The organism is Aeromonas sp. FDAARGOS 1405 (genome assembly GCF_019048265.1).
Classification (GTDB): domain Bacteria; phylum Pseudomonadota; class Gammaproteobacteria; order Enterobacterales; family Aeromonadaceae; genus Aeromonas; species Aeromonas veronii_A.
The window spans coordinates 4,421,536-4,446,879 of the sequence record NZ_CP077311.1 but is presented as its reverse complement, the minus strand read 5'-3'; the positions used below and the strand labels follow the sequence as shown (position 1 = coordinate 4,446,879).

At 47.1% G+C, this 25,344-nt stretch carries 23 protein-coding genes; 17 read left to right on the top strand and 6 right to left on the bottom strand.

All coding sequences use genetic code 11. The features are described 5' to 3' along the window. Window positions 1–55 precede the first annotated feature (55 nt). The 6 genes from I6L35_RS20270 to I6L35_RS20245 all read right to left on the bottom strand — a co-directional run bounded on the left by I6L35_RS20270 (window position 56) and on the right by I6L35_RS20245 (window position 4,075). Window positions 56–241, bottom strand: coding sequence for a hypothetical protein (locus I6L35_RS20270; RefSeq protein ID WP_005338109.1), 186 nt, complete (start codon window positions 239–241; stop codon window positions 56–58). 39 nt (window positions 242–280) lie between these two features. Beyond that, window positions 281–862 carry a NifB/NifX family molybdenum-iron cluster-binding protein gene (locus I6L35_RS20265; RefSeq protein ID WP_216979176.1) on the bottom strand — a complete coding sequence of 194 codons (582 nt, stop codon included), beginning with the start codon at window positions 860–862 and terminating at the stop codon, window positions 281–283. Further along, window positions 859–1,173 carry a DUF134 domain-containing protein gene (locus tag I6L35_RS20260; protein ID WP_005338107.1) on the bottom strand — a complete coding sequence of 105 codons (315 nt, stop codon included), beginning with the start codon at window positions 1,171–1,173 and terminating at the stop codon, window positions 859–861. The genes I6L35_RS20265 and I6L35_RS20260 overlap by 4 nt, the downstream gene beginning before the upstream one ends. 223 nt (window positions 1,174–1,396) lie before the next feature. Then, the gene (locus I6L35_RS20255; RefSeq protein WP_167557922.1) at window positions 1,397–2,587 is read right to left on the bottom strand and encodes a dicarboxylate/amino acid:cation symporter; all 1,191 of its coding nucleotides are present in this window, start codon (window positions 2,585–2,587) and stop codon (window positions 1,397–1,399) included. Between the two features lie 192 nt (window positions 2,588–2,779). Then, entirely contained in the window at window positions 2,780–3,331 is a 552-nt protein-coding gene (locus I6L35_RS20250; RefSeq protein ID WP_216979175.1) for a hypothetical protein, read from the bottom strand. A gap of 105 nt (window positions 3,332–3,436) precedes the next feature. Further along, window positions 3,437–4,075 (bottom strand): TetR family transcriptional regulator, encoded by a 639-nt coding sequence (locus tag I6L35_RS20245; protein WP_005359187.1) that lies wholly within the window; start codon window positions 4,073–4,075, stop codon window positions 3,437–3,439. Between the two features lie 140 nt (window positions 4,076–4,215). On the opposite strand from I6L35_RS20245, the gene I6L35_RS20240 reads away from it, so the two are divergent. From I6L35_RS20240 to I6L35_RS20160, 17 genes are all read left to right on the top strand, one after another. Then, the gene (locus I6L35_RS20240) at window positions 4,216–5,409 is read left to right on the top strand and encodes an efflux RND transporter periplasmic adaptor subunit (protein WP_216979174.1); all 1,194 of its coding nucleotides are present in this window, start codon (window positions 4,216–4,218) and stop codon (window positions 5,407–5,409) included. Window positions 5,410–5,426: 17 nt separating this feature from the next. After that, a complete protein-coding gene (locus tag I6L35_RS20235; protein ID WP_216979173.1) occupies window positions 5,427–8,576 on the top strand; it encodes an efflux RND transporter permease subunit in 3,150 nt (1,049 codons plus the stop codon). Between the two features lie 598 nt (window positions 8,577–9,174). Beyond that, window positions 9,175–10,260, top strand: coding sequence for a dTDP-glucose 4,6-dehydratase (rfbB, locus tag I6L35_RS20230; RefSeq protein ID WP_216979172.1), 1,086 nt, complete (start codon window positions 9,175–9,177; stop codon window positions 10,258–10,260). Beyond that, window positions 10,260–11,147, top strand: a complete 888-nt coding sequence (rfbD, locus tag I6L35_RS20225) for a dTDP-4-dehydrorhamnose reductase (protein WP_216979171.1) — start codon at window positions 10,260–10,262, stop codon at window positions 11,145–11,147. Before rfbB ends, rfbD begins: the two co-directional genes overlap by 1 nt. A gap of 112 nt (window positions 11,148–11,259) precedes the next feature. Beyond that, window positions 11,260–12,138 carry a glucose-1-phosphate thymidylyltransferase RfbA gene (rfbA, locus tag I6L35_RS20220; protein ID WP_216979170.1) on the top strand — a complete coding sequence of 293 codons (879 nt, stop codon included), beginning with the start codon at window positions 11,260–11,262 and terminating at the stop codon, window positions 12,136–12,138. A gap of 62 nt (window positions 12,139–12,200) precedes the next feature. After that, window positions 12,201–12,746 carry a dTDP-4-dehydrorhamnose 3,5-epimerase gene (gene rfbC, locus I6L35_RS20215; RefSeq protein ID WP_040098646.1) on the top strand — a complete coding sequence of 182 codons (546 nt, stop codon included), beginning with the start codon at window positions 12,201–12,203 and terminating at the stop codon, window positions 12,744–12,746. Between the two features lie 364 nt (window positions 12,747–13,110). Next, window positions 13,111–14,235: a non-hydrolyzing UDP-N-acetylglucosamine 2-epimerase gene (gene wecB / locus I6L35_RS20210; RefSeq protein ID WP_040098642.1), complete on the top strand. Its 1,125-nt coding sequence runs from the start codon at window positions 13,111–13,113 to the stop codon at window positions 14,233–14,235. A gap of 16 nt (window positions 14,236–14,251) precedes the next feature. Further along, on the top strand, window positions 14,252–15,481 hold the full coding sequence (locus tag I6L35_RS20205) for a lipopolysaccharide biosynthesis protein (protein WP_156130005.1): 1,230 nt from the start codon (window positions 14,252–14,254) through the stop codon (window positions 15,479–15,481). Continuing rightward, window positions 15,426–15,995 (top strand): CatB-related O-acetyltransferase, encoded by a 570-nt coding sequence (locus I6L35_RS21285; RefSeq protein WP_082032612.1) that lies wholly within the window; start codon window positions 15,426–15,428, stop codon window positions 15,993–15,995. Before I6L35_RS20205 ends, I6L35_RS21285 begins: the two co-directional genes overlap by 56 nt. Next, a complete protein-coding gene (locus tag I6L35_RS20195) occupies window positions 15,996–17,177 on the top strand; it encodes a polysaccharide pyruvyl transferase family protein (protein ID WP_040098640.1) in 1,182 nt (393 codons plus the stop codon). Between the two features lie 4 nt (window positions 17,178–17,181). Then, window positions 17,182–18,384, top strand: a complete 1,203-nt coding sequence (locus tag I6L35_RS20190) for a Coenzyme F420 hydrogenase/dehydrogenase, beta subunit C-terminal domain (RefSeq protein ID WP_082032611.1) — start codon at window positions 17,182–17,184, stop codon at window positions 18,382–18,384. Then, window positions 18,381–19,253 (top strand): glycosyltransferase family 2 protein, encoded by an 873-nt coding sequence (locus tag I6L35_RS20185; RefSeq protein ID WP_082032610.1) that lies wholly within the window; start codon window positions 18,381–18,383, stop codon window positions 19,251–19,253. The genes I6L35_RS20190 and I6L35_RS20185 overlap by 4 nt, the downstream gene beginning before the upstream one ends. Next, window positions 19,225–20,316, top strand: a complete 1,092-nt coding sequence (locus tag I6L35_RS20180) for a hypothetical protein (protein ID WP_216979169.1) — start codon at window positions 19,225–19,227, stop codon at window positions 20,314–20,316. Before I6L35_RS20185 ends, I6L35_RS20180 begins: the two co-directional genes overlap by 29 nt. A 4-nt stretch (window positions 20,317–20,320) precedes the next feature. Beyond that, on the top strand, window positions 20,321–21,442 hold the full coding sequence (locus I6L35_RS20175; protein ID WP_040098636.1) for a glycosyltransferase family 4 protein: 1,122 nt from the start codon (window positions 20,321–20,323) through the stop codon (window positions 21,440–21,442). Window positions 21,443–21,882: 440 nt separating this feature from the next. Continuing rightward, window positions 21,883–22,938: a DUF1972 domain-containing protein gene (locus tag I6L35_RS20170; RefSeq protein ID WP_216979168.1), complete on the top strand. Its 1,056-nt coding sequence runs from the start codon at window positions 21,883–21,885 to the stop codon at window positions 22,936–22,938. 114 nt (window positions 22,939–23,052) lie between these two features. Then, the gene (wecA, locus tag I6L35_RS20165) at window positions 23,053–24,090 is read left to right on the top strand and encodes a UDP-N-acetylglucosamine--undecaprenyl-phosphate N-acetylglucosaminephosphotransferase (RefSeq protein WP_216979167.1); all 1,038 of its coding nucleotides are present in this window, start codon (window positions 23,053–23,055) and stop codon (window positions 24,088–24,090) included. A 120-nt stretch (window positions 24,091–24,210) separates the two neighbouring features. After that, entirely contained in the window at window positions 24,211–25,269 is a 1,059-nt protein-coding gene (locus I6L35_RS20160; protein WP_216979166.1) for an LPS O-antigen chain length determinant protein WzzB, read from the top strand. The last annotated feature ends 75 nt before the right edge of the window (window positions 25,270–25,344 follow it).

Here is a 25,344-nt window from a genome sequence, read left to right as displayed (position 1 = left end):
CACGCGCCTTTAGTTTGCCGACCTTCTATCTGCGGCTAGGGCGGCTGCGGTCAGGTTACTTTTTGGGCGTCGGCTCGCTGATCTGGTAGAGGTGATCCGCGCAGGCACTGGAGCAGCCACAGGGGCGTACCTCTTTATCTTCCCGTTTCTGGGCAAGCTGGTATTGGCGCCACCAGATGATGGTGCCCATGGCCAGGATCAGCACAAACGAGGCGAGCAGGCTCAACAACCAGATGGACATGATCTCTTCTCCTTGATGATGACATGCACGGCGATGGCATCAGTGATGATGGCAGCAACCGCTCTGCTGGTTGGCGCCCTCACTGCCGTGGCAACAAGTATGGCCTTGTCGTGAGCTCTCTGCCTGATTGCCACTACTGGCGCAACAGTGATTGGAACCACTGTTGCAACCACCGTGACAATTCGCATGGCTGTGGCTTGCGCCGACGGGCTGGATGGCACGGATAGTCGCCTTGCTCTGATGACGACGAGATGGGCGGCCCTGACTGGCCTCGGTGAGAGGTTGCAGATTGACGGGGGCCAGCAGCGCTGGCAGCGGCAGGCGGGCAGAGCGGCACTGCAGTACCCGGATATTGGCCGCCAGCAGGCGACTTAGCATTCGCTCGCCGATATTGCGCACCACCACCTGACCCACCTGATGATGGGCGAGGGCGTCGAGCAGCGCTTGCTTGCCGTGGCAGCCTTCGGCTGCGGCCGGGTTGGGCAGGGTGGCGATAACGTTCCCTTCGGGGTTAAGAATTTGCAGCTGCTCGGCACGGGTAAAGTGGCCAGCCAGCAACCCCTGACTCAGCATCAGGGCGCTGTTGCAGAGGGTGGTGGTCATGGTTGTGACAGCATTCATGTCGGCTCTTCTCCACTGGTTGGGTGGTCGGGCTCGGCGGGTTGCATCATCAATGCCTTGCCCAGACTCAGACACTCCACCACCTTGTAGCGCCCTTTTTTCAGGATATTGGCCAGGGTCTGGCGGGAGACCCCCATCACCAGGGCGGCCTCCTGCTGCTGCATTCCTTGAAGGTCGACGAGGCGCAGTGCCTCGAACTCGTCAGGGGCCAGCGTGACCTGTTCCAGCTGATGCATGGGGCGGCCGTTGGGTTTGAAGCAGCTGTTGGCGGGGCGGCCACAGATCTGGCGGGCAATCTTGGGTCTTGGCATGGTGGCTCCTAATTGGCATAAGCCATTTATACGCTCATATGTAGCATATGCCAATAATTTTGTCGGGTGTAGAGAGCTGCGCCAGTGCTGTTTACGGCAGAGAGGGGTAAAGAGGGGGAGGAGGAATACGCACAAAAGCTGTGAAGGTGGCAGAAACGACGCAGGCCCGAACATGGTTCGGGCCTGCGGTTTTGCAGAGGATGGTCGGGCTATCTCGGCGAGTTTACGCCTGTTCGGCCTCGGCCACGGGGGCTGCACTTGCTGCGCTCTCGCTACCGTTGGCGAAGCGATCCGCCCACAGGGCAATCACGCCGTCACCAGTGACGTTGCAGGCGGTGCCGAAGCTGTCCTGCGCCAGATAGAGTGCGATCATCAGGGCGATGGAGGCTTCACCAAAACCGAGCATGGAGGTGAGCAGGCCCAGCGCCGACATCACGCCACCACCTGGCGCGCCCGGTGCGGCGATCATGATCACCCCCAGCATCATGATGAAGGGGAGCATGGTCTCGATGCCCGGAATGGCCAGATGCTCGGAGAGGAACATCACCGCGGTGGCGCAGGTGACCAGGGTAATGGTGGAGCCACAGAGGTGAATGGTGGCGCACAGGGGCACAGTGAAGTTGGCGATGCCGTCGCTCACCCCGTTGTTCTTGCTCGATTGCAGAGCGACCGGAATGGTGGCGGCGCTCGACATGGTCCCCAGCGCGGTGAAGTAGGCGGGCAGCATGTTCTTGATGAGCTGGGCCGGTGAGCGGCCAAGGGCCAGACCGGTACCAACGAACAGCACGGATAGCCAGATCCAGTGCATCAGGATCGCCATCACCAGCACCACGCCGAAAGTTTTCAGGGTGGCGAATACGGTGCCTTCTACCGTCATCTCGACAAAGACGCCGGCGATGTAGAACGGCAGCAGCGGAATGATCACCTTGGCCAGCAGGCGGTCGATGATGTCACGACCCTGATCGGCGACCCGGCGCAGATCGGTGGCCTGGGTGGCGCTGATGCCGATGCCGAACACGAAGGCGGCGGCCAGTGCCGACATCACGCCAAACAGCGGCGGGATCTCCAGATTGACGTAGGAGGCAAGCTTGATGGCCGTGGCCGTGGTGGGCTCGGCGGCGGTGGTGAACTGCGGGATCAGGTGGCTCGCCACGGTAAAGGCGAACAGCCCCGCCAGAATGGTGGAGCAGTAGGAGAGGGCCACGGTTTTGCCCAGCAGCTTGCCGGAGTTTTTCGGCAGGCTGGCGATGCCGCTCATGATAAAGAACAGAATGATGAGCGGAATGGTGAAGGTGATGAGCTGACCTATCACTGTCTTGGCCGTAAACAGCACGCGCGCCACCCACTCAGGGGCGTAGAGACCGAGCAAGAGACCGGCAAGGATGCCAGCAATGAGTTTCAGGACAAGTTTCATAAGGAAATCCGGAGTTGGTTGTATTGTCTGTTTTGTTATTAAATTTTGATATTAATCACACTTTTTAACACGTAAGCCGTGTTATGTCTGCCTTTTCTGCGTTAACGCCGAGTTAAATATTGTCGAAAGCCAAGATCGCCGACTAGCTGTCGGCTTGGCGTTGAACGGGAAAATCCGTGATGAATTAGCCCGTTAGGTGGCCTGATGATCGCCATGCAGCAACATGACGTACTGGTTGGCGTGTTGACTTGCGGAATCTGACGTACTGGCTGATACGGCTTCCATCGGCGCCAGTTGCAGCGCTATCCCGGATGTGGTGACCAGTTGCTGTAGCTGAGCGTGACTTATTTTGCCGCTTGGCTGCAGGGGGAAGCAGAGCGGAGCGCCCGCTTTGAGCAGGGTCGCCAGCTGTTGCAACTGGGGAACAAGGGTGGCCGCGTCGCCATCAAGCGGGCGGCTCAGCCAGATGCCATCGTAAGGGAGCACCGAGTGCATCTTCGCCAGTGGGCAGACCCGCACTGCTTGTCCGGATTGCTGCGAGGCGACTTTGGCGTCAGCCAGCACAGCGTCACAGGCAGTGACCACATACCCTTCTGCACGCAGCCAGCACAGATCCTCCCCCATTCCGCACTGACCATTGAGCAGGTGAGCACCGGGTTTGAGACGTGCCACAAAGGCCGCTCGAACGTGGGTGTGCTGGTCGTTCAATGGCCGGGAAGCGGGGATGGCGTCAGAGTGTGGCACAGGGGTTACCTCAAGCAGGGGGCGCACAGGGTAACAAATCGGGGCCTGACTGCCAAAACGTGCGGTCAGTCCCCGATTTGGATGTGAGGAAGTTGCCGGAGCAGGTTAGCGGCCGCAGGCAGGCCCGTGGGGCTGGGCCAGCATGGTGAACATGCTCTCTATCATAAAGGCGGATTCGCCCTGCAGGTCGATCCGCCCCGGAAAGTGGAGCCAGTTGATGATGTAGCCATCCAGAGTGCAGTGGAGCAGGGTGGCGGCGCGCTGCAGGTTGAGGTTGGCGGGCAGTTGGCCCCGCCGTACCGCATTGGCCAGGGTGGTCTCCAGGTCTCGAAAGAAGTTGGCGGACTGGCTGCGGATATGCTCGCGCAATGAGATGGCTTCCCCCTCCAGCGATTCGAGATTGAACAGTATGGTGAACATCTGCCGCTGGGCTGGATTGTGAATGAAGCTGTGGAGCACCCCTTCGAAGAAGAGGCGCAGTTGCCCCAGCGGATCCGGCTCATCTGGATTGAGGCAGGCATCGAGCTGGTGGGCGAGGGGGCTGCAGAGCTCCTGCCAGAGCGAAATGAAGAGTTCATCCTTGTTCTTGAAATGCCAATAGATGGCACCGCGGGTCAGGTCTGCCGCCCTGGCGATGTCGGTCAGGCTGGTCTTGGCCAGGCCCTGAGAGCAGAACAGATCCAGCGCCGTGCTCATGATGTGGCAGCGGGTTTGCTGCGCCTCTTCTTTGGTTCGTCTGGCCATCGAAATTTGTGCCTCATGCAAGCAAAAAGTCACTTACATACATTTATGAATGTATGTATATTGCCTCATCTTTCGACTATTTACCAACAGGGCCCATGCGGCCCTGATTGTTCATTGACTGGCAAAGGCTCAGGTGTTTCATGCATAAACATATTCTTGCTCGTTCAGTTGGTCTTGCCTTGCTGGCTACAGGCTTGCTGGCAGGTTGTGGTGACAAGGGGGGCGCACCCCAGGGACAGGGCGGCATGCCCCCCGCGGCGGTCAACGTGGTGACCCTGCAGAGCGGTCCGCTGATGTTGACTACCGAGTTGACCGGCCGCAGCGCCCCGCTGCGGGTGGCCGAAGTGCGTCCGCAGGTGAGCGGCATCATCCTCAAGCGCCTCTTTACCGAGGGAAGCGATGTGAAGGCGGGCGATCTGCTCTATCAGATCGACCCGGCTGTCTATCAGGCGGCGGTTGCCAGCGCCAAGGCCAATCTGGCCAAGGCCGAGGCCAACGAGCAGAGTGCCCGCCTCAAGGCGCAGCGCTATCAGGAGCTGCTCAAGGTCAAATCCATCAGCCGTCAGGACTATGACGACGCCGACGCCAGCTGGAAGCAGGCCAAGGCGGAGATCATGGCGAGCAAGGCGGCCCTGCGCACTGCCGAGATCAATCTCGGTTACACCCGCATCACTGCCCCCATCAGCGGTCGTATCGGTAAATCCGCGGTGACCGAGGGAGCGCTGGTGACTGCCCAGCAGGCTGACAGCCTGACCGCCATCCAGCAGCTCGATCCCATGTATGTGGATGTGCGTCAGTCCACCGCTGATCTGCTGCGCCTCAAGCGACTGGTCGCCGAGGGCAAGTTGACCCAGGACGAGCAGAAGGGAGCCAAGGTGACCTTCCAGTTGGAAGATGGCAGCACCTATGGCGAAGAGGGCTCGCTGCAGTTCTCCGATGTGACCGTGGATGAGACCTCCGGCATGGTGACCCTGCGGGTGATTGTGCCCAACCCTCACCAGCTGCTGCTGCCCGGCATGTTTATGCGCGCCACCCTGCAAGAGGGAGAGCGGGCACAAGGACTGCTGGTGCCGCAAACTGCGGTGACTCGCACCCCCAATGGCGGCGCCACCGTGATGGTGGTAACCGCTGACAACAAGGTGGAGCTGCGCAACGTGCAGCTGAGCCGTGTCGTCGGCAGCAACTGGGTGGTGGAGTCAGGGCTCACCTCCGGCGAGCGGGTGATCGTGGCTGGCTTGCAGAAAGTGCGACCGGGCGCCGTGGTCAATCCCGCCGAGCAGGGTGCTGATGCACAGTCTGCTCAAGCTGCGTCCAACACCCCGGCCAACAAGTAGGATGGAGTAGTCGCCTCATGGCTCGATTTTTTATAGACAGACCCATTTTTGCCTGGGTGATCGCGCTGGTGATCATGCTGGCGGGCAGCCTGGCCATCATCAAATTGCCGGTCGCCCAGTATCCGAGCATTGCGCCGCCCGCGGTCGGTATTTCCGCCAGCTATCCGGGGGCCTCTGCCAAAACGGTGGAAGACTCGGTCACCCAGATCATCGAACAGAACATGACCGGGCTGGATCACCTGCTCTACATGTCTTCCCAGTCGGACTCTGCGGGACGGGTGTCGGTGACCCTCACCTTCCAGCCGGGGACCGATCCCGACATCGCCCAGGTGCAGGTGCAGAACAAGCTGCAGCAAGCGATGTCGTTGCTGCCGCAAGAGGTGCAGCAGCAAGGGGTTCGGGTACAGAAGACCTCCAGCAGCTTCCTGATGGTCGCGGCGTTCATCTCCAACGATGGCTCGATGAACAACGACGATCTGGCGGACTATGTGGTCTCCAACATCAAGGAGCCCCTGAGTCGTCTGGACGGGGTAGGGGATATCACCTTGTTCGGCAGTCAGTACTCCATGCGGGTCTGGCTCGATCCCAACAAGCTCAACCGGGTGCAGATGACCCCGGGGGATGTGCAGGCGGCCATCAAGGCGCAGAACGCCCAGGTAGCGTTCGGCAAGCTGGGTGGTACTCCGTCGGTGGAAGATCAGCAGTTCACCGCCACCATCATGGGGCAGACCCGTCTCTCTACCGTGGAGCAGTTCAACGACATCCTGCTGCGGGTGAATCAGGATGGCTCCAAGGTACGGCTCAAAGACGTGGCCCGGGTCGAGCTAGCGGGCGAAAGCTATGACGCAGATGCGCTCTACAACGGTCAGTCTACCGCCGCGGTCGCCATCAAGCTGGCTACCGGCGCCAACGCGCTGGATACCGCCGAAAAGGTACGTGCCAAGCTCAATGAGCTGTCGGATTACTTCCCGGCCAACATGGAGATCGTCTACCCCTACGACACCACGCCGTTTGTGAAGATCTCCATCGAGGAGGTGGTGCAGACCCTGATCGAGGCGATCTTCCTGGTGTTCTGCGTCATGTATCTGTTCCTGCAGAACTTCCGCGCCACCCTGATCCCGACCATTGCGGTGCCTGTGGTACTGCTCGGTACCTTCGGGGTGATGGCGGCGTTCGGCTTCTCCATCAACACCCTCACCATGTTCGGTATGGTGCTGGCTATCGGGTTGCTGGTGGATGACGCCATCGTGGTAGTTGAGAACGTGGAGCGGCTGATGAGCGAGGAGGATCTCTCCCCGCTGGAAGCGACCCGCAAGTCGATGACCCAGATCACCGGCGCGTTGGTGGGGATCGCGTTGGTGCTATCCGCCGTGTTCGTGCCGATGGCCTTCTTCGGAGGCTCGACTGGTGCCATCTATCGCCAGTTCTCGCTGACCATCGTCTCGGCCATGGTGCTGTCGGTGCTGGTGGCGTTGATCCTGACCCCGGCCCTCTGTGCCACTCTGCTCAAGCCGATGAAACACGGCGAGTTTGGCGCCCAGCGCGGCTTCTTTGGCTGGTTCAACCGCGCCTTTGATGCCGGTACCCAGCGCTATCAGCGCGGTGTGCGCAAGGTGATCAAGCAGGGCGTGCGTTACAGCATTATCTACGGCGCCATGCTGGCGGTGCTGGCAGTGCTCTTTATGCGGATGCCCACCTCCTTCCTGCCGGAAGAGGATCAGGGGGTCATCATGTCCATGGTGCAACTGCCGGTCGGAGCTACCAAGCAGCGCACCGAGGTGGTGCTGGCCCAGATGCGTGACTACTTCCTGGACAACGAGAAGGATAACGTGGATGCCGTATTGACTGTATCGGGCTTCAGTTTTGCCGGTAGCGGTCAAAATACCGGTATGGCGTTTATCAAACTCAGGGACTGGAGCGAACGCAAGAGTCCTGATCGCAGTGCCAACGCCATTATCGGTCGCGCCATGGGCTATCTGTTCAGCATCAAGGAGGCGCAAGTGTTCGCCTTCAACTTGCCATCTATTCCTGAATTGGGGACGGCGACCGGTTTTGACTTCTTCCTGCAGGATCGTGGCGGTATCGGTCACGACAAGCTGATGGCGGCGCGTAATCAGCTGCTCGGTATGGCGGCGCAGGATCCCACACTGGTGCGGGTACGCCCGAACGGGATGGAAGATACGCCGCAACTCGATATCAAGATCGACTACGAGAAGGCGCTGGCGCAGGGGCTCTCCATCGCGGATATCAACAACACCCTGGCTACTGCCTGGGGTTCCTCCTACGTCAATGACTTCGTGGACCGTGGCCGGGTCAAGAAGGTCTATATGCAGGCGGATGCCCCCTTCCGGATGAACCCGGAAGATCTGAAACTCTGGTATGTGCGCAACAGCGCCGGTCAGATGGTGCCCTTCTCCGCCTTTGCCAGCACCGAGTGGAGCTTCGGCTCGCCGCGTCTTGAGCGTTACAACGGTGTGCCAGCGATGGAGATCGTCGGTGAAGCTGCGCCCGGCAAGAGTACCGGTGATGCAATGGCTGCCATCGAACAGATGGTGAAACAGCTGCCGGAAGGGGTGGGCATCGAGTGGACCGGGCTCTCCTTCCAGGAGCGTCAGGCCGGTTCACAGGCGCCAGCGCTCTACGCCATCTCCTTGCTGGTGGTGTTCCTCTGTCTGGCGGCCCTCTACGAGAGCTGGAGCATTCCGTTCTCGGTGATGCTAGTGGTGCCGCTCGGGGTACTGGGAGCCATTGTGGCCGCCACCCTGCGTGGGCTGGAGAACGACGTCTACTTCCAGGTAGGCCTGCTCACCACCATAGGCTTGTCGGCCAAGAACGCGATTCTGATCGTGGAATTTGCCAAAGAGCTCTATGACAAGGGGATGGGACTGGGTGAAGCCGTAGTGGAGGCGGCACGCCTGCGTCTGCGTCCGATCCTGATGACTTCGCTCGCCTTTATCCTCGGGGTGTTGCCGCTGGTGATCAGCTCCGGTGCTGGTGCCAGCAGCCGTAACGCCATCGGTACCGGCGTAATGGGGGGAATGATCAGTGCCACCGTGCTGGCCATCTTCTTCGTTCCGCTCTTCTTCGTGCTGGTGATGCGCTACTTCACCAGCCACCAGAGCAAAGAGGCGCGCATGCTTGCAGCAGTTGAGTCAAAAGGTGACTGAGCAAAGTGACCCCTTGAGTTCTGGGGGCAGATCACAATAAGACAAATAAATCAGTTATGAGTGAGTAATAAATAGAGCGACTTGGAATGTCGCTCTATTTTTTTGTTGTAAAAACGGTAACTTGGTCTTGATTATCTGGCTGCGCCCAGATGTGTATGAGGAGTTATTCGCTCTTCCGTCGCCCCTTATCGAATCCTTATCTATGGTAGTTGGCGAACGACTTTTGCGGTGCAGGTTTGTAGGAAACGAGATAGAATCTGCGTCTTATCGGGCTGGTAAGTGGTGAGTCGTCGGACATTGACCTTTTTGGTCTTGAGCCTTGTATGTCTTTGCCAAACACAATCAATACAGAAAAATGCTGGAGGACATGATGACCAACAGCAAACACAATCAGGTCAAAAGCAGCATGGTGGGAGCTGTAACCCAGGGGCGGTAGCCTTGGGGTTATTTGGTGATTTGTGTGAATAATGTTCACTCGGTGTTTTGTTGCTGTTTGAGATGGTTAAATTGCCGTCTATTTAGGTGTTTCAACAGTGCACCAGTGAACAGCCAGCCTCTATCCGATGTCACATCAACGCCTCGCAAGAGATACATATCTATGAAAATCCTCGTGACCGGCGGTGCCGGCTTTATCGGCTCTGCCGTGGTGCGCCATATCATCCGTGATACCCAAGATTCTGTTATCAATCTCGATAAACTCACCTATGCCGGCAATCTGGAATCCCTGGCCGATGTATCGACAAGCGAGCGTTATGCGTTTGAGCAGGTGGATATCTGCAACCGTGCCGAGCTGGATCGGGTGTTTGCTCTGCACCAGCCGGATGCGGTGATGCACCTGGCCGCCGAGAGCCATGTTGATCGCTCCATTACAGGGCCGGCTGACTTTATCGAGACCAATATCGTCGGCACCTATATGTTGCTGGAAGCGGCACGCGCTTACTGGAATGGTCTTCATGATCAGCGCAAGGCGGCCTTCCGCTTCCACCATATCTCCACTGACGAGGTATATGGGGATCTGCCCCATCCGGATGAAGTGGCTGCCGGTGAGCCATTGCCGCTCTTTACCGAAACCACCCCCTACGCCCCCAGCAGCCCCTATTCTGCCTCCAAGGCTTCCAGTGACCATCTGGTGCGTGCCTGGCGCCGTACCTACGGTCTGCCGACTATCGTCACCAACTGCTCCAATAACTACGGTCCCTACCACTTCCCCGAGAAGCTGATCCCGCTGGTCATTCTTAACGCGCTGGATGGCAAGCTGCTGCCGGTCTATGGCAAGGGCGACCAGATCCGTGACTGGCTCTATGTGGAAGACCACGCGCGTGCGCTCTACAAGGTGGTGACCACAGGCGTGGTCGGGGAGACCTACAACATCGGCGGCCATAACGAGAAGCAGAATCTGGAGGTGGTCCACACCATCTGCGATCTGCTGGACGAGATGGTGCCGAAGGCGGGCTCTTATCGTGAGCAAATCACCTATGTGGCGGATCGCCCCGGCCACGATCGCCGCTATGCCATCGATGCCAGCAAGATGAGCAGTGAGCTTGCTTGGCAACCGCAAGAAACGTTCGAGTCGGGCATTCGCAAAACCGTACAGTGGTATCTGGATAACCAGCAGTGGGTCAACAACGTGAAGAGTGGCTCCTATCAATCCTGGATTGAGCAGAATTACGGGGAGCGTGCCTGATGCATATTTTGCTGTTTGGTAAAAACGGTCAGGTAGGCTGGGAGCTGCAACGCGCACTGGCGCCGCTCGGGCGTATCACGGCCGTTGATTTTGACTCCACTGACTATTGCGGTGATTTCAGCAACCCGGCCGGCGTAGCGGAGACTGTGCGCTTGGTGAAGCCGGATGTCATCGTGAACGCCGCAGCCCACACCGCAGTCGACAAGGCCGAAAGCGAGCGGGCGTTTGCCGAGCTGCTCAATGCGACCAGCGTGGCTGCGATTGCCAAAGAAGCGGAAGCCTTGGGTGCCTGGCTGGTGCATTACTCCACCGACTATGTGTTCGATGGCAGCGGTGAGCGCCCCTGGGTGGAAACCGATGCCACCGCTCCGCTCAACGTCTATGGCGAAACCAAGCTGGCGGGTGAGCAAGGGGCCGCGCTTTGTTCCCGTCACCTGATTTTTCGCACCAGCTGGGTCTATGCCGCTCGGGGTGCCAACTTTGCCAAGACCATGCTGCGCTTTGGCAAAGAGCGTAGCGAGATGTCAGTCATCAATGACCAGTTTGGCGCTCCGACCGGCGCCGAGTTGCTGGCTGATTGCACCGCTCATGCGATCCGCGTGGCGCAGCGCAACCCCGAGGTCGCCGGGCTGTACCATCTGATTGCCTCCGGCACCACCACCTGGTTTGACTACGCCCAGCTGGTGTTTGCCAAAGCCAGAGAGGCCGGTGTTGAACTGGCGGTGACGCAGCTCAATGCGGTGCCGACCAGTGCCTTCCCGACCCCGGCCAAACGCCCCCATAACTCCCGCCTTGATACTGGCAAATTTCAGCGCACCTTCGAGCTGGTGCTTCCGGAGTGGACCGTCGGTGTGGAGCGGATGTTGACCGAGATCCTCGGTAAGTAAATCACTGGCCAGAGATGTGTTGAACGCCTCTCTGGCTGGCAGGGATAAAACAGAAAGGTGTGGCCGCAAGCCACCCTTTTCTTTTGCAATTTAAAAATAAGAAACAAGCATCATGACCAAACGTAAAGGCATTATTCTGGCCGGTGGCTCTGGCACCCGTCTCTATCCGGTGACCATGGCAGTGAGCAAGCAGCTGTTGCCCATCTATGACAAGCCGATGATCTACTATCCGCTCAGCACCCTGATGCTGGCGGGAATTCGCGATATTTTGATCATCAGCACGCCGCAAGACACTCCCCGCTTTGAGCAATTGCTGGGTGATGGCAGCCAGTGGGGCCTGAATTTGCAGTACAAGGTGCAGCCAAGTCCGGACGGGTTGGCACAAGCCTTTATTCTGGGTGAAGAGTTTATCGGGTCAGACCCCTGTGCACTGGTGCTGGGGGACAACATCTTCTACGGCCACGACCTGCAGAAACAGTTGGCGGCCGCAGCGGCCAAAGAGAGTGGCGCGACCGTCTTTGCCTACCATGTGCATGACCCCGAGCGTTATGGGGTGGTGGAATTTGATAAAGAGGGGACCGCTATCTCTCTGGAAGAGAAGCCGTTGGAGCCCAAGAGCAACTATGCGGTGACCGGCCTCTATTTCTATGACAACAGCGTGGTGGAGATCGCGAAGAGCCTGAAGCCGTCGCCCCGAGGTGAGCTGGAAATTACCGATGTGAACCGTATCTACCTGGAGCAAGGCAATCTGTCGGTGGCCATGATGGGCCGTGGTTATGCCTGGCTGGATACCGGTACCCATGAAAGCATGATTGAAGCGAGCAACTTTATTCAAACTATCGAGACCCGTCAGGGATTGAAAGTGGCGTGCCCGGAAGAGATTGCGTATCGCCAGAAGTTTATCAATGCCGACCAGGTGCGTGAACTTGCAGCGCCGTTGGCAAAGAATGCGTATGGACAATATCTGTTAAGAATGGTTGCCAAAGCCTGATGTGATATGGGGGAGGGAAAATACTTCCCCCATTAAAAATTGAAGCAAGTGTGGATAGACAGATGAATGTAATCAAGACAGCAATTCCAGATGTGCTTATTTTTGAGCCAAAAGTGTTTGGTGATGAGCGAGGTTTTTTCTTTGAAAGTTTCAACCACAAGTTGTTTGAAGAGGCGGTAGGGTATCCGGTGACGTTTGTGCAGGATAATCACTCCAAATCATCGAAAGGGGTGTTGCGTGGATTGCACTATCAATTGCCGCCCCATGCCCAGGGCAAGCTGGTGCGTTGTGTGGCCGGTGAAGTGTTTGATGTAGCGGTAGATATTCGTAAAAGCTCCCCGACCTTCGGGCAATGGGTAGGCGTTTACCTTTCTGGAGAAAACAAGCGACAGCTGTGGATCCCGGAAGGATTTGCGCATGGCTTTGTTACTCTGACAGAGACGGCCGAGTTTTTGTATAAAACAACCAATTACTATTCACCGCAGAGTGAAGGCTCAATCCATTGGGATGACCCACTAGTCGGGATTAGGTGGCCGATAACAAGTAAGGTGAGTTTGTCAAAGAAAGATCAAGATGCTGTTACATTGAATTTGGCGGTTACCTTTTAAATGTAAATAGATGCCCACAAGGTGAATGTTTGTACCCGCCTAATTTTGAATACCATATTACAATATTTTGAAAAGTTAGTCCGGCGGTGGCTCAGTGGCTATTACTGTAAGATGTATTATTGGCCGCAAGTTTAGGATGTTTGGTGATAGGTGCTTTATTGTATTATCGGTTAAATATTGGAGTTCGATAAGGTGAGTATCGCATTGTATAAGTTGGCAGGAAAATTAGTTTTAAGTTAAATGTGAAGATGAATCAAAAGCTGGTGAGTAAGAACAATTAGTTCCTTTCTCAAATCCTTTAAGCATGTCAGATTTCGTAATCTGGTGAACAGCTACTTAAAAGTGAATTTAAAAGGCTATTGATATGTTAAAAAAGAGAGTGTTGACGGTATTTGGTACCCGGCCAGAAGCAATAAAGATGGCACCTGTGGTACATGCTTTAGCTGCTGATGAACGTTTTGAGGCGAAAGTCTGTGTCACCGCCCAGCATCGTGAAATGCTAGATCAAGTATTATCATTATTTGAGATTAAACCAGATTATGATTTGAATCTTATGAAGGCTGGGCAGACATTAAATGATATTACAGCCCGTATTTTGCTTGAGATAAAACCGGTTCTACAAGAATTTAAACCTGATGTTGTGTTAGTACATGGCGATACTGCAACTACCTTTGCTGCCAGTTTGGCTGCTTATTATGAGCAAATTGCTGTAGGACATGTCGAAGCAGGCTTGCGCACAGGGAACATTTATTCTCCATGGCCTGAAGAAGCAAATCGCAAGCTCACTGGCGCATTGGCAAAATACCATTTTGCACCTACTGAAACATCTAAGCAAAATTTGATTCAAGAAAACTATGTTGAAGATAGCATAATCGTTACCGGAAATACTGTAATAGATGCGCTACTTATGGTAAAAGATAAGATTGAACAAAATAGTGTTCTGCAAGCTACATTAGCCTCTCGGTTCTCATTTTTAGATGAGACAAAAAAGTTAATTTTGGTTACTGGACATCGCCGCGAAAGTTTTGGCGATGGGTTTGAACGAATATGTGAAGCTTTAGCTATCACAGCTAAAGCCAATCCTGATGTGCAGATTCTCTACCCAATGCACCTAAATCCTAATGTACGTGAGCCGGTTAACCGCATTTTAGGTGGTATCGAAAATATTATTTTGATTGAGCCTCAAGAGTATCTGCCATTCATTTATTTAATGATGCGTAGCTATATTATTTTAACTGATTCGGGTGGAATCCAAGAGGAGGCTCCTTCACTAGGAAAACCTGTATTAGTGATGCGTGATACTACTGAACGTCCTGAAGCTGTTGCAGCTGGAACTGTTAAACTAGTCGGCACTGATGTTGAGCGAATAGTATTTAGTCTTTCTGAATTACTTAATGATGTTAATATTTACAAAGAGATGAGTTTTTCTCATAATCCATATGGTGATGGTTATGCTAGTAAGTATATTTGCAGTAAGCTCTTAATTTAACATTTGGCTATAATCTGTGATTAAATCAAATTCATTTATTGCTAGCAGTTTCAGTACTGCAGCAAAAACAATTAGTAACTTTGGGTTGTTTTTTTTAATAGGGCATTTCTATGAACCGAGTGTTTTTAGTCAATATATATATATTTCTGTTATAGCTGCATTTTTAGCTGCTGTAGTTGATATGGGTTACAGCACGAAGATAGTCGTAGATTTTACAGAAAAAAAACAGTCTAGAGCTCTTCATGAATCCTATTTGGTGAGGGGCTTTGCATCGTTATCTATTATTTTTTTATTTTTAATTTTTTCTTTTTTTTATGATTTCAATATGCTTTTCCTATTAATATTTATTAACTCTGTCCTTACATGCTGGCTGGAGTCCTTCTCATTCAGTCTGAGGTTTGAAAGTAAATATTGGTTAGAGTTTTTCTTTACTACATTAGTTCATTTTTTCCCGTTCTTAATTTCAGCTTGCTTGCTTGTATTAAATGTACAGCTTGATACGTTGTTTTTATTTTCTTCAGTAGTGAAGTTTTGTGTTTTTGTATTCTTATATTTAAAGCTGAAACGAGATAATGTGACATGGGAAAATATCAAGGGTGAGTTATTTCAATGCAGGAGGTTTTTTGTTGATTCGTTATCAATGAACATTCAACCTTTTTTTCAAGTTTTTATTGCTAAATTATTTTTGGCTTCATCAGAGTTTATTATATTTGGATATGCGCAAAAAATAATTCAGGCATTCACAACACTTTTTTCAGCTATTAATAATGTTTTTTATCCTAGCCTAGCAAGTAATTGGGCTTTAAAAGAGGTTGTAAGAAACAAAATAAAAAATTTCTTTCTAGTAGTTAATTCCTTGCCTTGTTGTGCACTGTTATTTTCTCTCTTTTATTATCTCTCACCATTGGATTTCTCTGGTTTTTTAAATGGTAAATATATTGACTTGTTAGGTGTTCTAAGTATATGTAGTTTCGTTGTTATGATAAGATTTAACAATGCGGTTTTGGGCTGCCTTCTAATTCTTTCCGGTATGCAGAAATTAAGGGCTAAGGTTAACATCATATCATTTCTTATAGAAATAACCTCAGTATTACTCATCTGCCAAATTTACCCTTTTAAAAATGCCTTGCTGGGTGTGATTGTTTTTTCAAATTTATTTATTTTAACCTCTTATTTGTGGGCTATATATAATGATGAAAATTTATCAAGTATTGTTTTTAATTGGAAGGAAAATAAAGTTAAATGAATTCGAAAGTAAGTATTTAAGGTTTTTTTTTAAAAAATTATATAATACAGATATAGGTTTATACAGCTATGGTTGCTTTGACCCTTTGAGAATCCCCCAAAATTCCAAAATTGGTCGGTATTGCTCTTTTTCTAGAACGTGCCAATTTTTAAATGCTAATCATCCTCTTGAAGAGGTATCTTTACATCCTTTTTTTTATAACTCTTTACTGGGTTATGTTGAAAAAGATAGGGTTAGTCGTACTTCATTTGAAGTCGGTGATGATGTATGGATTGGTCACAATGCAATTATTGTTGCTTCTTGCAAAAAAATTGGTAGAGGTGCAGTAATTGCGGCTGGAGCTGTTGTTACAAAAGATGTTCCTGCTTATGCAGTTGTAGCTGGAGTACCAGCAAAGATTATCAAGTATCGTTTTGAAGAGCAGAAGCAAAAGCAAATTGAATCCTCGCAATGGTGGTTGAAAGACAAATATGAAAACTTACGTTCATTTGGCATTTTTGGGGAGGGGAAGTAGATGAATAAAGTAAAGATTGGTTTCCTTTGGCATAATGTATCGTCAGGGAACTTAGGTGTTGGTGCACTTTCTATTGGCAATATGATTTTAGTTGATCGGGTTTGTCAAAATTTGGGTATTGATGCAGATTTTTTTACTATAGGTGATAATGAGGTAACCAGTGAGCAAAATAAGGCTCTTGTGGAGCGTCAAATAGGTCGCAAATTCGAGCATATAACAATCAGTGTCAAAGAACTGATTTCTAACCCAATAAAGTTGAAATCTTACATAAAAATGATAAAAGATTTTGATCTTGTATTAGATATTGGAGCCGGTGATAGTTTCTCTGATATATATGGTAATCGTCGTTTTCTAATTCAAGTTTTTACTAAGCTAGTTAATGCAATTTTTGCTCGAAAATCAGTGTTGTCGCCCCAAACCATTGGACCCTTTAAATCTAGGTTTGCTGAAATTGTATCTAGATTCATTATCAGAAATACAAGTTTAGTATTTGCAAGAGACGATATTAGTTTTAAAGTTGGTAAGGAGTTTGGGTCCTGTAATCTAGGCACTGATGTAGCATTATCTATGCCTTATTCTACGGTTCGTGAGGTTAGTGATAAAATTAAAGTTGGAATTAATGTTTCTGGATTACTCTGGAATGGCGGATATACAAGAGATAACCAGTTTGGTTTGGCTCATAACTATAAAGATTATATTAATGAGCTAATAGAAAGTTTCTTGTCAGTTGAAAATATTGAAATACACTTGGTTTCTCATGTAATAGCTACCTCACCCGTTCAGAAAATCGAAGACGACTATGCTGCATGCATCGAGGTGGCTGAGTTATTTCCACGCTGTATTGTAGCGCCAAGATTTACGAATCCTATTGAGGTGAAAAATTATATAAGCAGTTTTGAATATTTCACTGGAGCAAGAATGCACGCCACAATTGCAGCCTTTTCAAGTGGTGTACCTGTTACACCTTATGCTTACAGTCGCAAGTTTAAGGGATTATATACAACGCTAGGCTATGATAAGGTGTTAGAAGCTAAAGAGTTATCCTTAAAAAATGCAATAAAAATGAATGTTGACCATTTTAATAAACGCATCCAAATAAAATTAGAACTTCAAGGCTTAACAGACAAAAAAAACCAATTGACTGAAAAATACACTAGCGCTTTGGAAGGGGTGTTGAAATAATAGTATGGATGTGATTCAGAAAGTTTTAAAAAACGATTTATGTACAGGTTGCGGTCTGTGTTCATCTCTATTCCCTAGTAAAATTGTTGTCAATAAGGGGGAATATAATCGCCCTGTATGCAGCAAAAAGTTAAACGGTGATGAGCAGGCTATTTTCAGAACTGTTTGCCCTGGTATAAATCAGGCAAGTATTAAAACTAATTCAAGCCACCCGATCTGGGGGCCAATTGAAAAATGCTATATCGGTTATTCAAATGATAATGAGATACGCTATTTAGGTTCATCTGGTGGCATTGTTACTCAAACTCTACTATATGCGTTAGATAAGAATATAGTCGATCTTGTTATTCAGATAGGTGTAGATAAGCGTAATCCACTAGAAAGTTTTTCTAAAGTAAGTAGGTCTAGAGAAGATTTACTTGAGGCCACAGGATCTCGTTATAGCCCTGCATCACCATTAGAGTATTTTTTGCAGACTCTAAGAGACAATCCTAACAAGAGGATTGCGTTTGTTGGTAAACCGTGTGATTGCGTAGCTTTGCGCAACTTAATGTCAATAGATAATGACGTAAAAAATGCTGTTAAATTAATTGTTAGTTTCTTCTGTGCGGGTACACCAAGCCGATCAGGTGTTAGAAGGGTTGCTGAAGCTTTAGATTATAATGTTGATATCCCCGTTGAAAACTTCTATTTTCGAGGCAAAGGTTGGCCAGGAAAAACGACTTTAGTGCAAAATGGCCTCTCTACTACAATGGAGTATTCTCGTTCTTGGGGGGAGATTCTAGGGCCAACGATACAAAGTAGATGTAAACTTTGCGCTGATGGTACTGGTGAGGTGGCTGATATTGTTAGTGCTGATGTTTGGCATAGCGACGATAGGGGTTATCCTTTATTTACAGAATCAGACGGGCAAGGGCTTGTACTTGCAAGAAGTGAAACTGGTAAATCTATAGTAGAAAAAATGGTTATTAACAATGTCATAACTGTTACCGATTATGATATTGAACAACTGTCTAAAGTGCAAGTGACGCAATTTGAAAGAAAATCAACAATTTTAGTGCGTCATATTGCTAAGCAAATAGGTGGTTTTGTGTTTTTCAGCATGTCTAATCAAAGAATGATGGCGGCAGCGAAATATGCCACATTGTATAAGCATTTAAGAGTTTTTGTAGGTTCATTTCTCCGAGTTATTAAGGGGCGAATGTGATAAATATAATGATCTTAAATTGGAATAGCTCTGCTGAGATATTTACGCTCCTATCTTCTATAAGAAAATCAGTTTTTAAAGACTTTAGGGTGTTGATTATTGATAATTTTAGCAATGATTCTGAGAGGTTAAATGATTTAATCGATTTTTTTCCAGAGTTTGAAATTCATATAATCTTTAATAGTTCAAACTTCGGATATGCTAAGGGAAATAATGTAGGGTTCGAATATCTTGAAGGGAACGGTATTCCAGGAGATATATTAATAATAAACCCTGATGTCAAAGTTAGAGCTGACACGTTATATGAATTGGTCTCTGCAAAGCTGCAAAATAATAATGTAGGCGCAGTGATGATTAGAACTTTTGATGAGTTTGGTGTGGTGATTTATGATAAAATTATACTTCATGGTTTTAAGCAAACGTACAAAAAATTTCCAATTACATTTGAGGGGATAAATGAAACTGATTATTGTGCTGGCTCTTGTATTTTATTAGATAGGAATGTTATTCGAGAGGTTGGGTTATTTGATGAGGCGTTTTTTTTATATTGGGAAGAGGTTGATCTGTCTCTAAGAATACGAGAATCCGGGTATAAGTTGTTATCTACAACTAAATCGAGTGTTGTTAGAAAGTCAAACTCTTTAGATAGAAGTATAAATGCTTACTATTATTTTATTAGAAATAGTTTTCTCTTAAACAGAAAATGGCCCAATGAATGTGGTAAATTCTATCACTTTTTATTCATATTTTCAGCAGTCTCCTCTGCATTAATCAATAGTTTTAAAAAAAACGACTTTAGATTTATTAAAAGTTCACTGAGAGGCCTCTGGGACGGTATATATGGAAAAAGTGGCGTTAAGTCATCATAGCCTACTCTATTACTTAGTTGTATTGTCTACTTTTATATGTGCATCACCCTCACTTGTTGGCGGATTTTTTAGTAAAATCGCGATCATTATTTTAATATCGATTAATATATACTTCTTCAAGGTTAATCGATATGTTTACTTATCTATATTGTTTATTTCTTCAGTTTTTATAATAAAATATTTAGTTGCAATAGCAAGTGAAGGATATAATGTTGACCTATATCCTCTTGTTCTAATGCTTCATCTTTATTTTTTAGTGACTTATCCTTTTGGTAATAAACTATACTTTAACGCAGTGAAATTAGGTGTTGAGTTATGTTTTTATTTTGGTTTTATAGCTTCTTTCATTTCTTTAGTCTTAGGGAAAGGTGTTTTTATATTTTCCCTAGCAAACAAGGGGTTGCCAAACATTTATGCTTTTGAGGGGTTCACTACGACGCCGCAAGCGTTTGCTTCTCTAGCAATTCTTGTGTTGATGTTTAATTATAATAGCATAAAAGGTGCATTTAAAAGGTATATCCCTTTTATGGGGTTGCTGCTTTCTATTAATAGAACTATTTTATTGGGTGGTATGTTAGTATTTTTTTATAGATTTTTATTTTTATTTCTTCCTATAATTGCTTTGAGTTTCATTTTTATTGAGCTCTTCGCATTCGAGACTAAACTGTTCACGCTGCAAACGATATCAAGTCGCATTGATATGTTAGTAAATATTAGCTCAAATTATTTTTCGATGGGGATAAGTGGTATAATGTTTGGCACATTTATGTCGCCAAACTTTGAGGTTCATAGTGCGGGGACTAAATATATAGAGAATGGGATTATGTTTATTCTCTATTACTTTGGCTTAGTTGGTTTTATCGCTTATTCTATTTTTGTCGGATTTTTACTTTTCAGTTCTATCAAGTTAAAATTTTATTCCAAGGCGAAAGTATTAATTTATTTTATTCTTGTCACAACAATAGTTCCTATGCTTACTCATGAGTTTTTATATATTTCATTTTATGTCTCAATAATATTTTTTATTGAGCAGGTTTATTTTCTAAATTATAAAAAAAGGTAGTGAGATGAAAGTTCTGTTTATTACAAGACCGACAGTTTTTTCCGGTCCTGGTGGTGATACAATACAGTTATTGAAAACTAAGGAACATTTAGAGCAGCTAGGAATTATTGTTGCCATTGCAGGTGATAGTAAACCAAATTTCATTGACTATGATTTAATTCATTTCTTTAACCTGAGAAATCCACAAGATATTTTACATCATGTGATAACAGCAAAAAAACTCTCCATTCCAACAGTGCTTTCTACTATTTGGGGAAGTTACAATGAATGTGATCGAAAAACTAGGAGAGGCCTTCAGAAATGGATTGCTAATAATGTTTCTGAGTATTCGCTAGAGTATCTAAAAACCACTGCAAGAATTATTTTTAATGGTAATTTCCATTATGGAATGTTGCGTTACTTATTTAAAGGACACTATCGCTCCCAGCAATTCATTGCAAAAAATATAGATGTCCTTTTACCAAATAGTCCTACTGAGCTTGATCGTGTTGTGTCTGATATGAAGCTTGATGTATATAACGGTTTATGGGTAGCTAACGCGGTTGATACATCGGTTTTCGATCATTCAAGAAAATTCTCAGGTAAATATAAAGAGTTTGAAGGTTGCTTGCTTAGTGCTGCTCGTGTTGAAATCAGAAAGTGTCAATTAGACCTTATTAAGGCCGTAAAAGATTTACCCTATAAATTAGTTATCGTGGGCAAGCCAAGTCCCAATAGTAAAGCCTATTATGATGAATGTGTTCGTGAAGCTGGCGCGAATGTGGTGTTTATTAATCATGTAGATCAAGAAGAACTAGCAGAGTTGTACCATGTAGCAAAGGCTCATGCGTTAATATCTTGGATGGAGACTCCTGGTCTATCCTCTCTTGAAGCCGCAATGATGCATTGCAATATTCTGGTTACTGATCGAGGGGATACAAAATTTTATTTTGAGGATTATGCAGAGTATTGTGAACCAGGAGATGTTGAGTCAATAAGGAAGGGGGTTATATCCGTTATGAGCAAGGAATTTAATCCAGATTTAAAAAATAGAATTGCTTCTATGTTTACTTGGCACCACACGGCTAAACAAACATTAGAGGCATATCAACTTGCACTACGGTTAAAAAATAAAGATCAGGGTTAATGCTCTAGGGACTTCCAAACATCTTAAATCGTTCATTTTCTATAAAGTATTCTCTTGTTAGTCAAGATTTCCCTGATTTTATGTTTCTAAACAATCTAAACAATCTAAACAATCTAAACAATCTAAACAATCTAAACAATCTAAACAATCTAAACAATCTAAACAATCTAAACAATCTAAACAATCTAAACATGAGCAATGGGAGTGAGATATTGCGCAGGGGAGATTACTTATCCAATTATAGATGACAGAATACTCGATATGTCTCTATACAATCAGCGACAACACGTGATCTTTTTATAAGAGTACTAGCCATTACAATTTGTCTATCAAAAACAAATATCTTCTATAAAAATATATCGTCTCCCATTTATGAAGTTCTGAAATATTTCAGATAAAGAATTCGTGGTGATAAATATTTATAATTAGGGCTCGATTTGATGAATAATGTTGCTGTAATTGGTACTGTCGGTATACCGGCTTGCTATGGCGGTTTTGAATCTTTAGTGCAAAATCTTGTCGACTTTCAGTCAGACAGTGTAAAATATCATATATTTTGCTCTTCTCACGCTTATCAAATAAAATCTGATAATTATAAAGATGCTTCGTTGTTATATCTCCCGATCAAGGCTAATGGGGTCTCTAGTATACCCTATGATATATTAAGTCTGATAATTTGCCTTAAGAAAAAACCTGATGTCACATTGATATTGGGGGTCTCTGGTTGTTTGTTCTTACCCATCTATCGGTTGTTTAGTTCGTCACGTATTGTTACGAATATTGATGGACTGGAGTGGCGGCGCGATAAGTGGGGATGGCTGACAAAAAAATTTTTGAAATTTTCGGAAAAACTTGCTGTTCGTTTTTCAGATACTGTCGTATCAGATAATCAGGGTATCGCTGATTATGTAATGGATGAATATGGTGTTGTCAGTGAGGTCATAGCTTATGGTGGGGACCATGCATTACAAGTCGAGCACCAGGAAAATTATGTCAAAGATGATTTTTATCTTTCACTTTGTCGGATAGAGCCTGAGAATAATATTGAATTGATCCTGACTGCCTTTTCTAAATCTAGAGAGAAATTGTGCTTCATTGGTAACTGGGAGGCAAGTGAATATGGACGTGCGCTTAAAAGCAGGTTTTCGCATTATGAAAATATAGAGATTGTTGATCCTATCTATGATATCTCCGTGCTCTATAAGATGAGAAGGCAATGTAAGGGATACGTGCATGGTCATTCTGCTGGTGGTACCAATCCTTCTTTGGTTGAAGCCATGCAATTTGGCATGCCAATATATGCATTTGATTGTATTTTCAATCGCTATACTACAGATAACAGTGCTCTATATTTTAATAGCATAGAAACGTTGCGCCAGCTTATTGAAAAGTATGATGAACATGTAGTTCATTCTGGGGAGAGGATGAAGCAAATTGCAAGTGATAATTATCAATGGTGTAGTATCGTCGATAAATATGAACAGCTTTTCGTTTAATCGTTTCATTGACACTGATTTTAATTGCTTAATTTATTAGGGGCTGGATTTTATTTTTGAGTGAGTTGATTTTATTTCTAACCATATATTTATATCTTTCTTTGGTGGCATAGAATGGAATATGCAACATTTTTCATTACAGCTTTTATATTCTTATTTTTTTTACGAAAGGTGGCTAAAAAAATAAATCTAGTTGATCGACCTAACGAGCGAAAACTACACCAAGGCGCAATTCCTTTGGTTGGTGGCATTTCTATATATTTGACTTTGATGTTGGCGTTATGGTTCAAACCTGACTTATTAACTAGTTCAGATATCTATGTTTTGTGTGCCTCGGTCTTGGTTATCATGGGTGCAATAGACGATAAATATGATGTTGACTATCGTATTCGCTTGGTCGTGCAGATATTAATCTCTTGCGCCATGATCTTTGGTGCTGGACTTTCTCTAAAAAGTTTGGGGGGGTTAGCATTTGGCCATGAAATTGTATTAGGGCCTCTTGGTTATATTGTGACTGTTTTTGCCGTTCTGGGCGCCATCAATGCTTTTAATATGGTTGATGGTATCGATGGCTTGCTAGGCGGGCTAACTCTAGTCACCTTTGGTGGGTTAGCGTACCTTAATTATATTGATGAACAGTTATTATTGGCTCGCTTCTGTTTATTGATGATGATTGTTGTCATCCCCTATGTCATTCTTAATCTTGGATTTCCTTTTGGAACGCGTCGCAAGGTTTTTATGGGGGATGCAGGGAGTATGTTGATAGGCTTTACGGTTATCTGGACCTTGCTACAAGGTACGCAGGGTCCTAAAGCGCAGATGTATCCTGTCACAGCATTATGGTTAATTGCTATACCGTTGATTGATATGGTAGCGATTATGATTAGGCGCATTCGTAAAGGACACTCCCCCTTTAAACCTGACAGAGAACATTTACATCATATATGTATGCGTGCGGGGTTATCTCCTAATCAGGCGTTATGCTTTATTTGTTTTTTGGCAACAGCATGTGCTGTAATTGGTATTTACTTCGAGTCAATACGGGCTCCTGAATTATTAAGTTTTATTCTTTTTTTATGTTTTTTTATGCTCTATTTTTGGGGTTTGAATTCAATATGGCGTTTTTTAGCTTGGATTAGGCGGAAACAATGAGTTTTAGTTAACTGGGTACTCATGTTATTTTAGACCAGTCTTTGTGCATATATCGAATTGTTTGAGTTGCTACATACTGAAATGCCTGTATCTTTTGTTTTAACCTAACGTGAGACAGTGATGAAAGAAAAAAGTCCAGATGTACCGGCACAGTGGGTAGTACCTGCTGCCTCTGATGAGATTGATTTTCGTGAGCTGATGCTGGTGTTGTGGCGCCAGAAGCTGCTGATAGTGCTTATTGCTGGCGTATTTGCAGTGTGTGGTATCTCTTATGCGTTGTTGGCTCCGCAGCAGTGGTCAGCTTCGGCAGTGGTTGCAGAGCCTAAGCCGGAGGACATGACTCCGATGCTGAAAGTGGCAAAGCATGCAACTGCATTGGGTCTTAGCGGTTTTCCCAGTGGAAAAGATCTACACCAGGAATTTATTCTGGAGTTCAACAGTTACGAGAATCGCCGTAACTATCTCAAAGCCAGCCCTTTATTTGCAGAGGTTGTAAAAAACCATGGGTTGGATAGCAAGGCGCAGGTGCGTTGGCTGCGCGACTGGAGTAAATCTGTCACTGCTCAGCCCGTAGATAAGAAGGGGGAGGTGCCGGGTGTTGAGCTCAAGTTTGCGGCCCCTACCTCCGAGAGGTCGCTGGCAATGTTAGAAGAGTATATTGATTATATTGTCAGAATGCAGCAGAAGCAGTTGACACACCGGCTTACTGAACAGCGTGATCTGCAGTTGGATGGCATGAAAACTGAGTACCTGATCATGCAGGAGGACACTAAACGTGCCCTGCAACAGGAAATAATAGAATTGGCGATGGCTAACAAAGTAGCCAAAGCGGCTGGAGTCAGTGCTCCATTGGAAAATTATAACGTTCGGGATCGTCTCCTCATTTCTTTGGGTTCGAAAGGTTTGGAGGAAAAACTGTCATTACTGAAATCCATCGACCTTGAGGTTTATCAACCCAAATTGCAGTCTCTGCAGGTAAAGATGGCACGTTTAAAAAGCATATCTTTGGACGGTATTTCATTTCGTCCTTTCTCCTATCTTGATGCTCCAGATGAAGCCCTTAGCCGTGACAAGCCGAAACGTCCCTTGATTGTGGTGTTGGCGACCCTGCTTGGAGGAATGGTTGGTATTGGTATTGTTCTGATTCGCCATGCATTTCGCCGACCAGAAGAGGCATAATAGGAATCGTTGATGTAATCGAGGGGGCAATGTGCCCCCTCTCTTTTTGTCTGTATCTTGTATGCCCTTTCAATA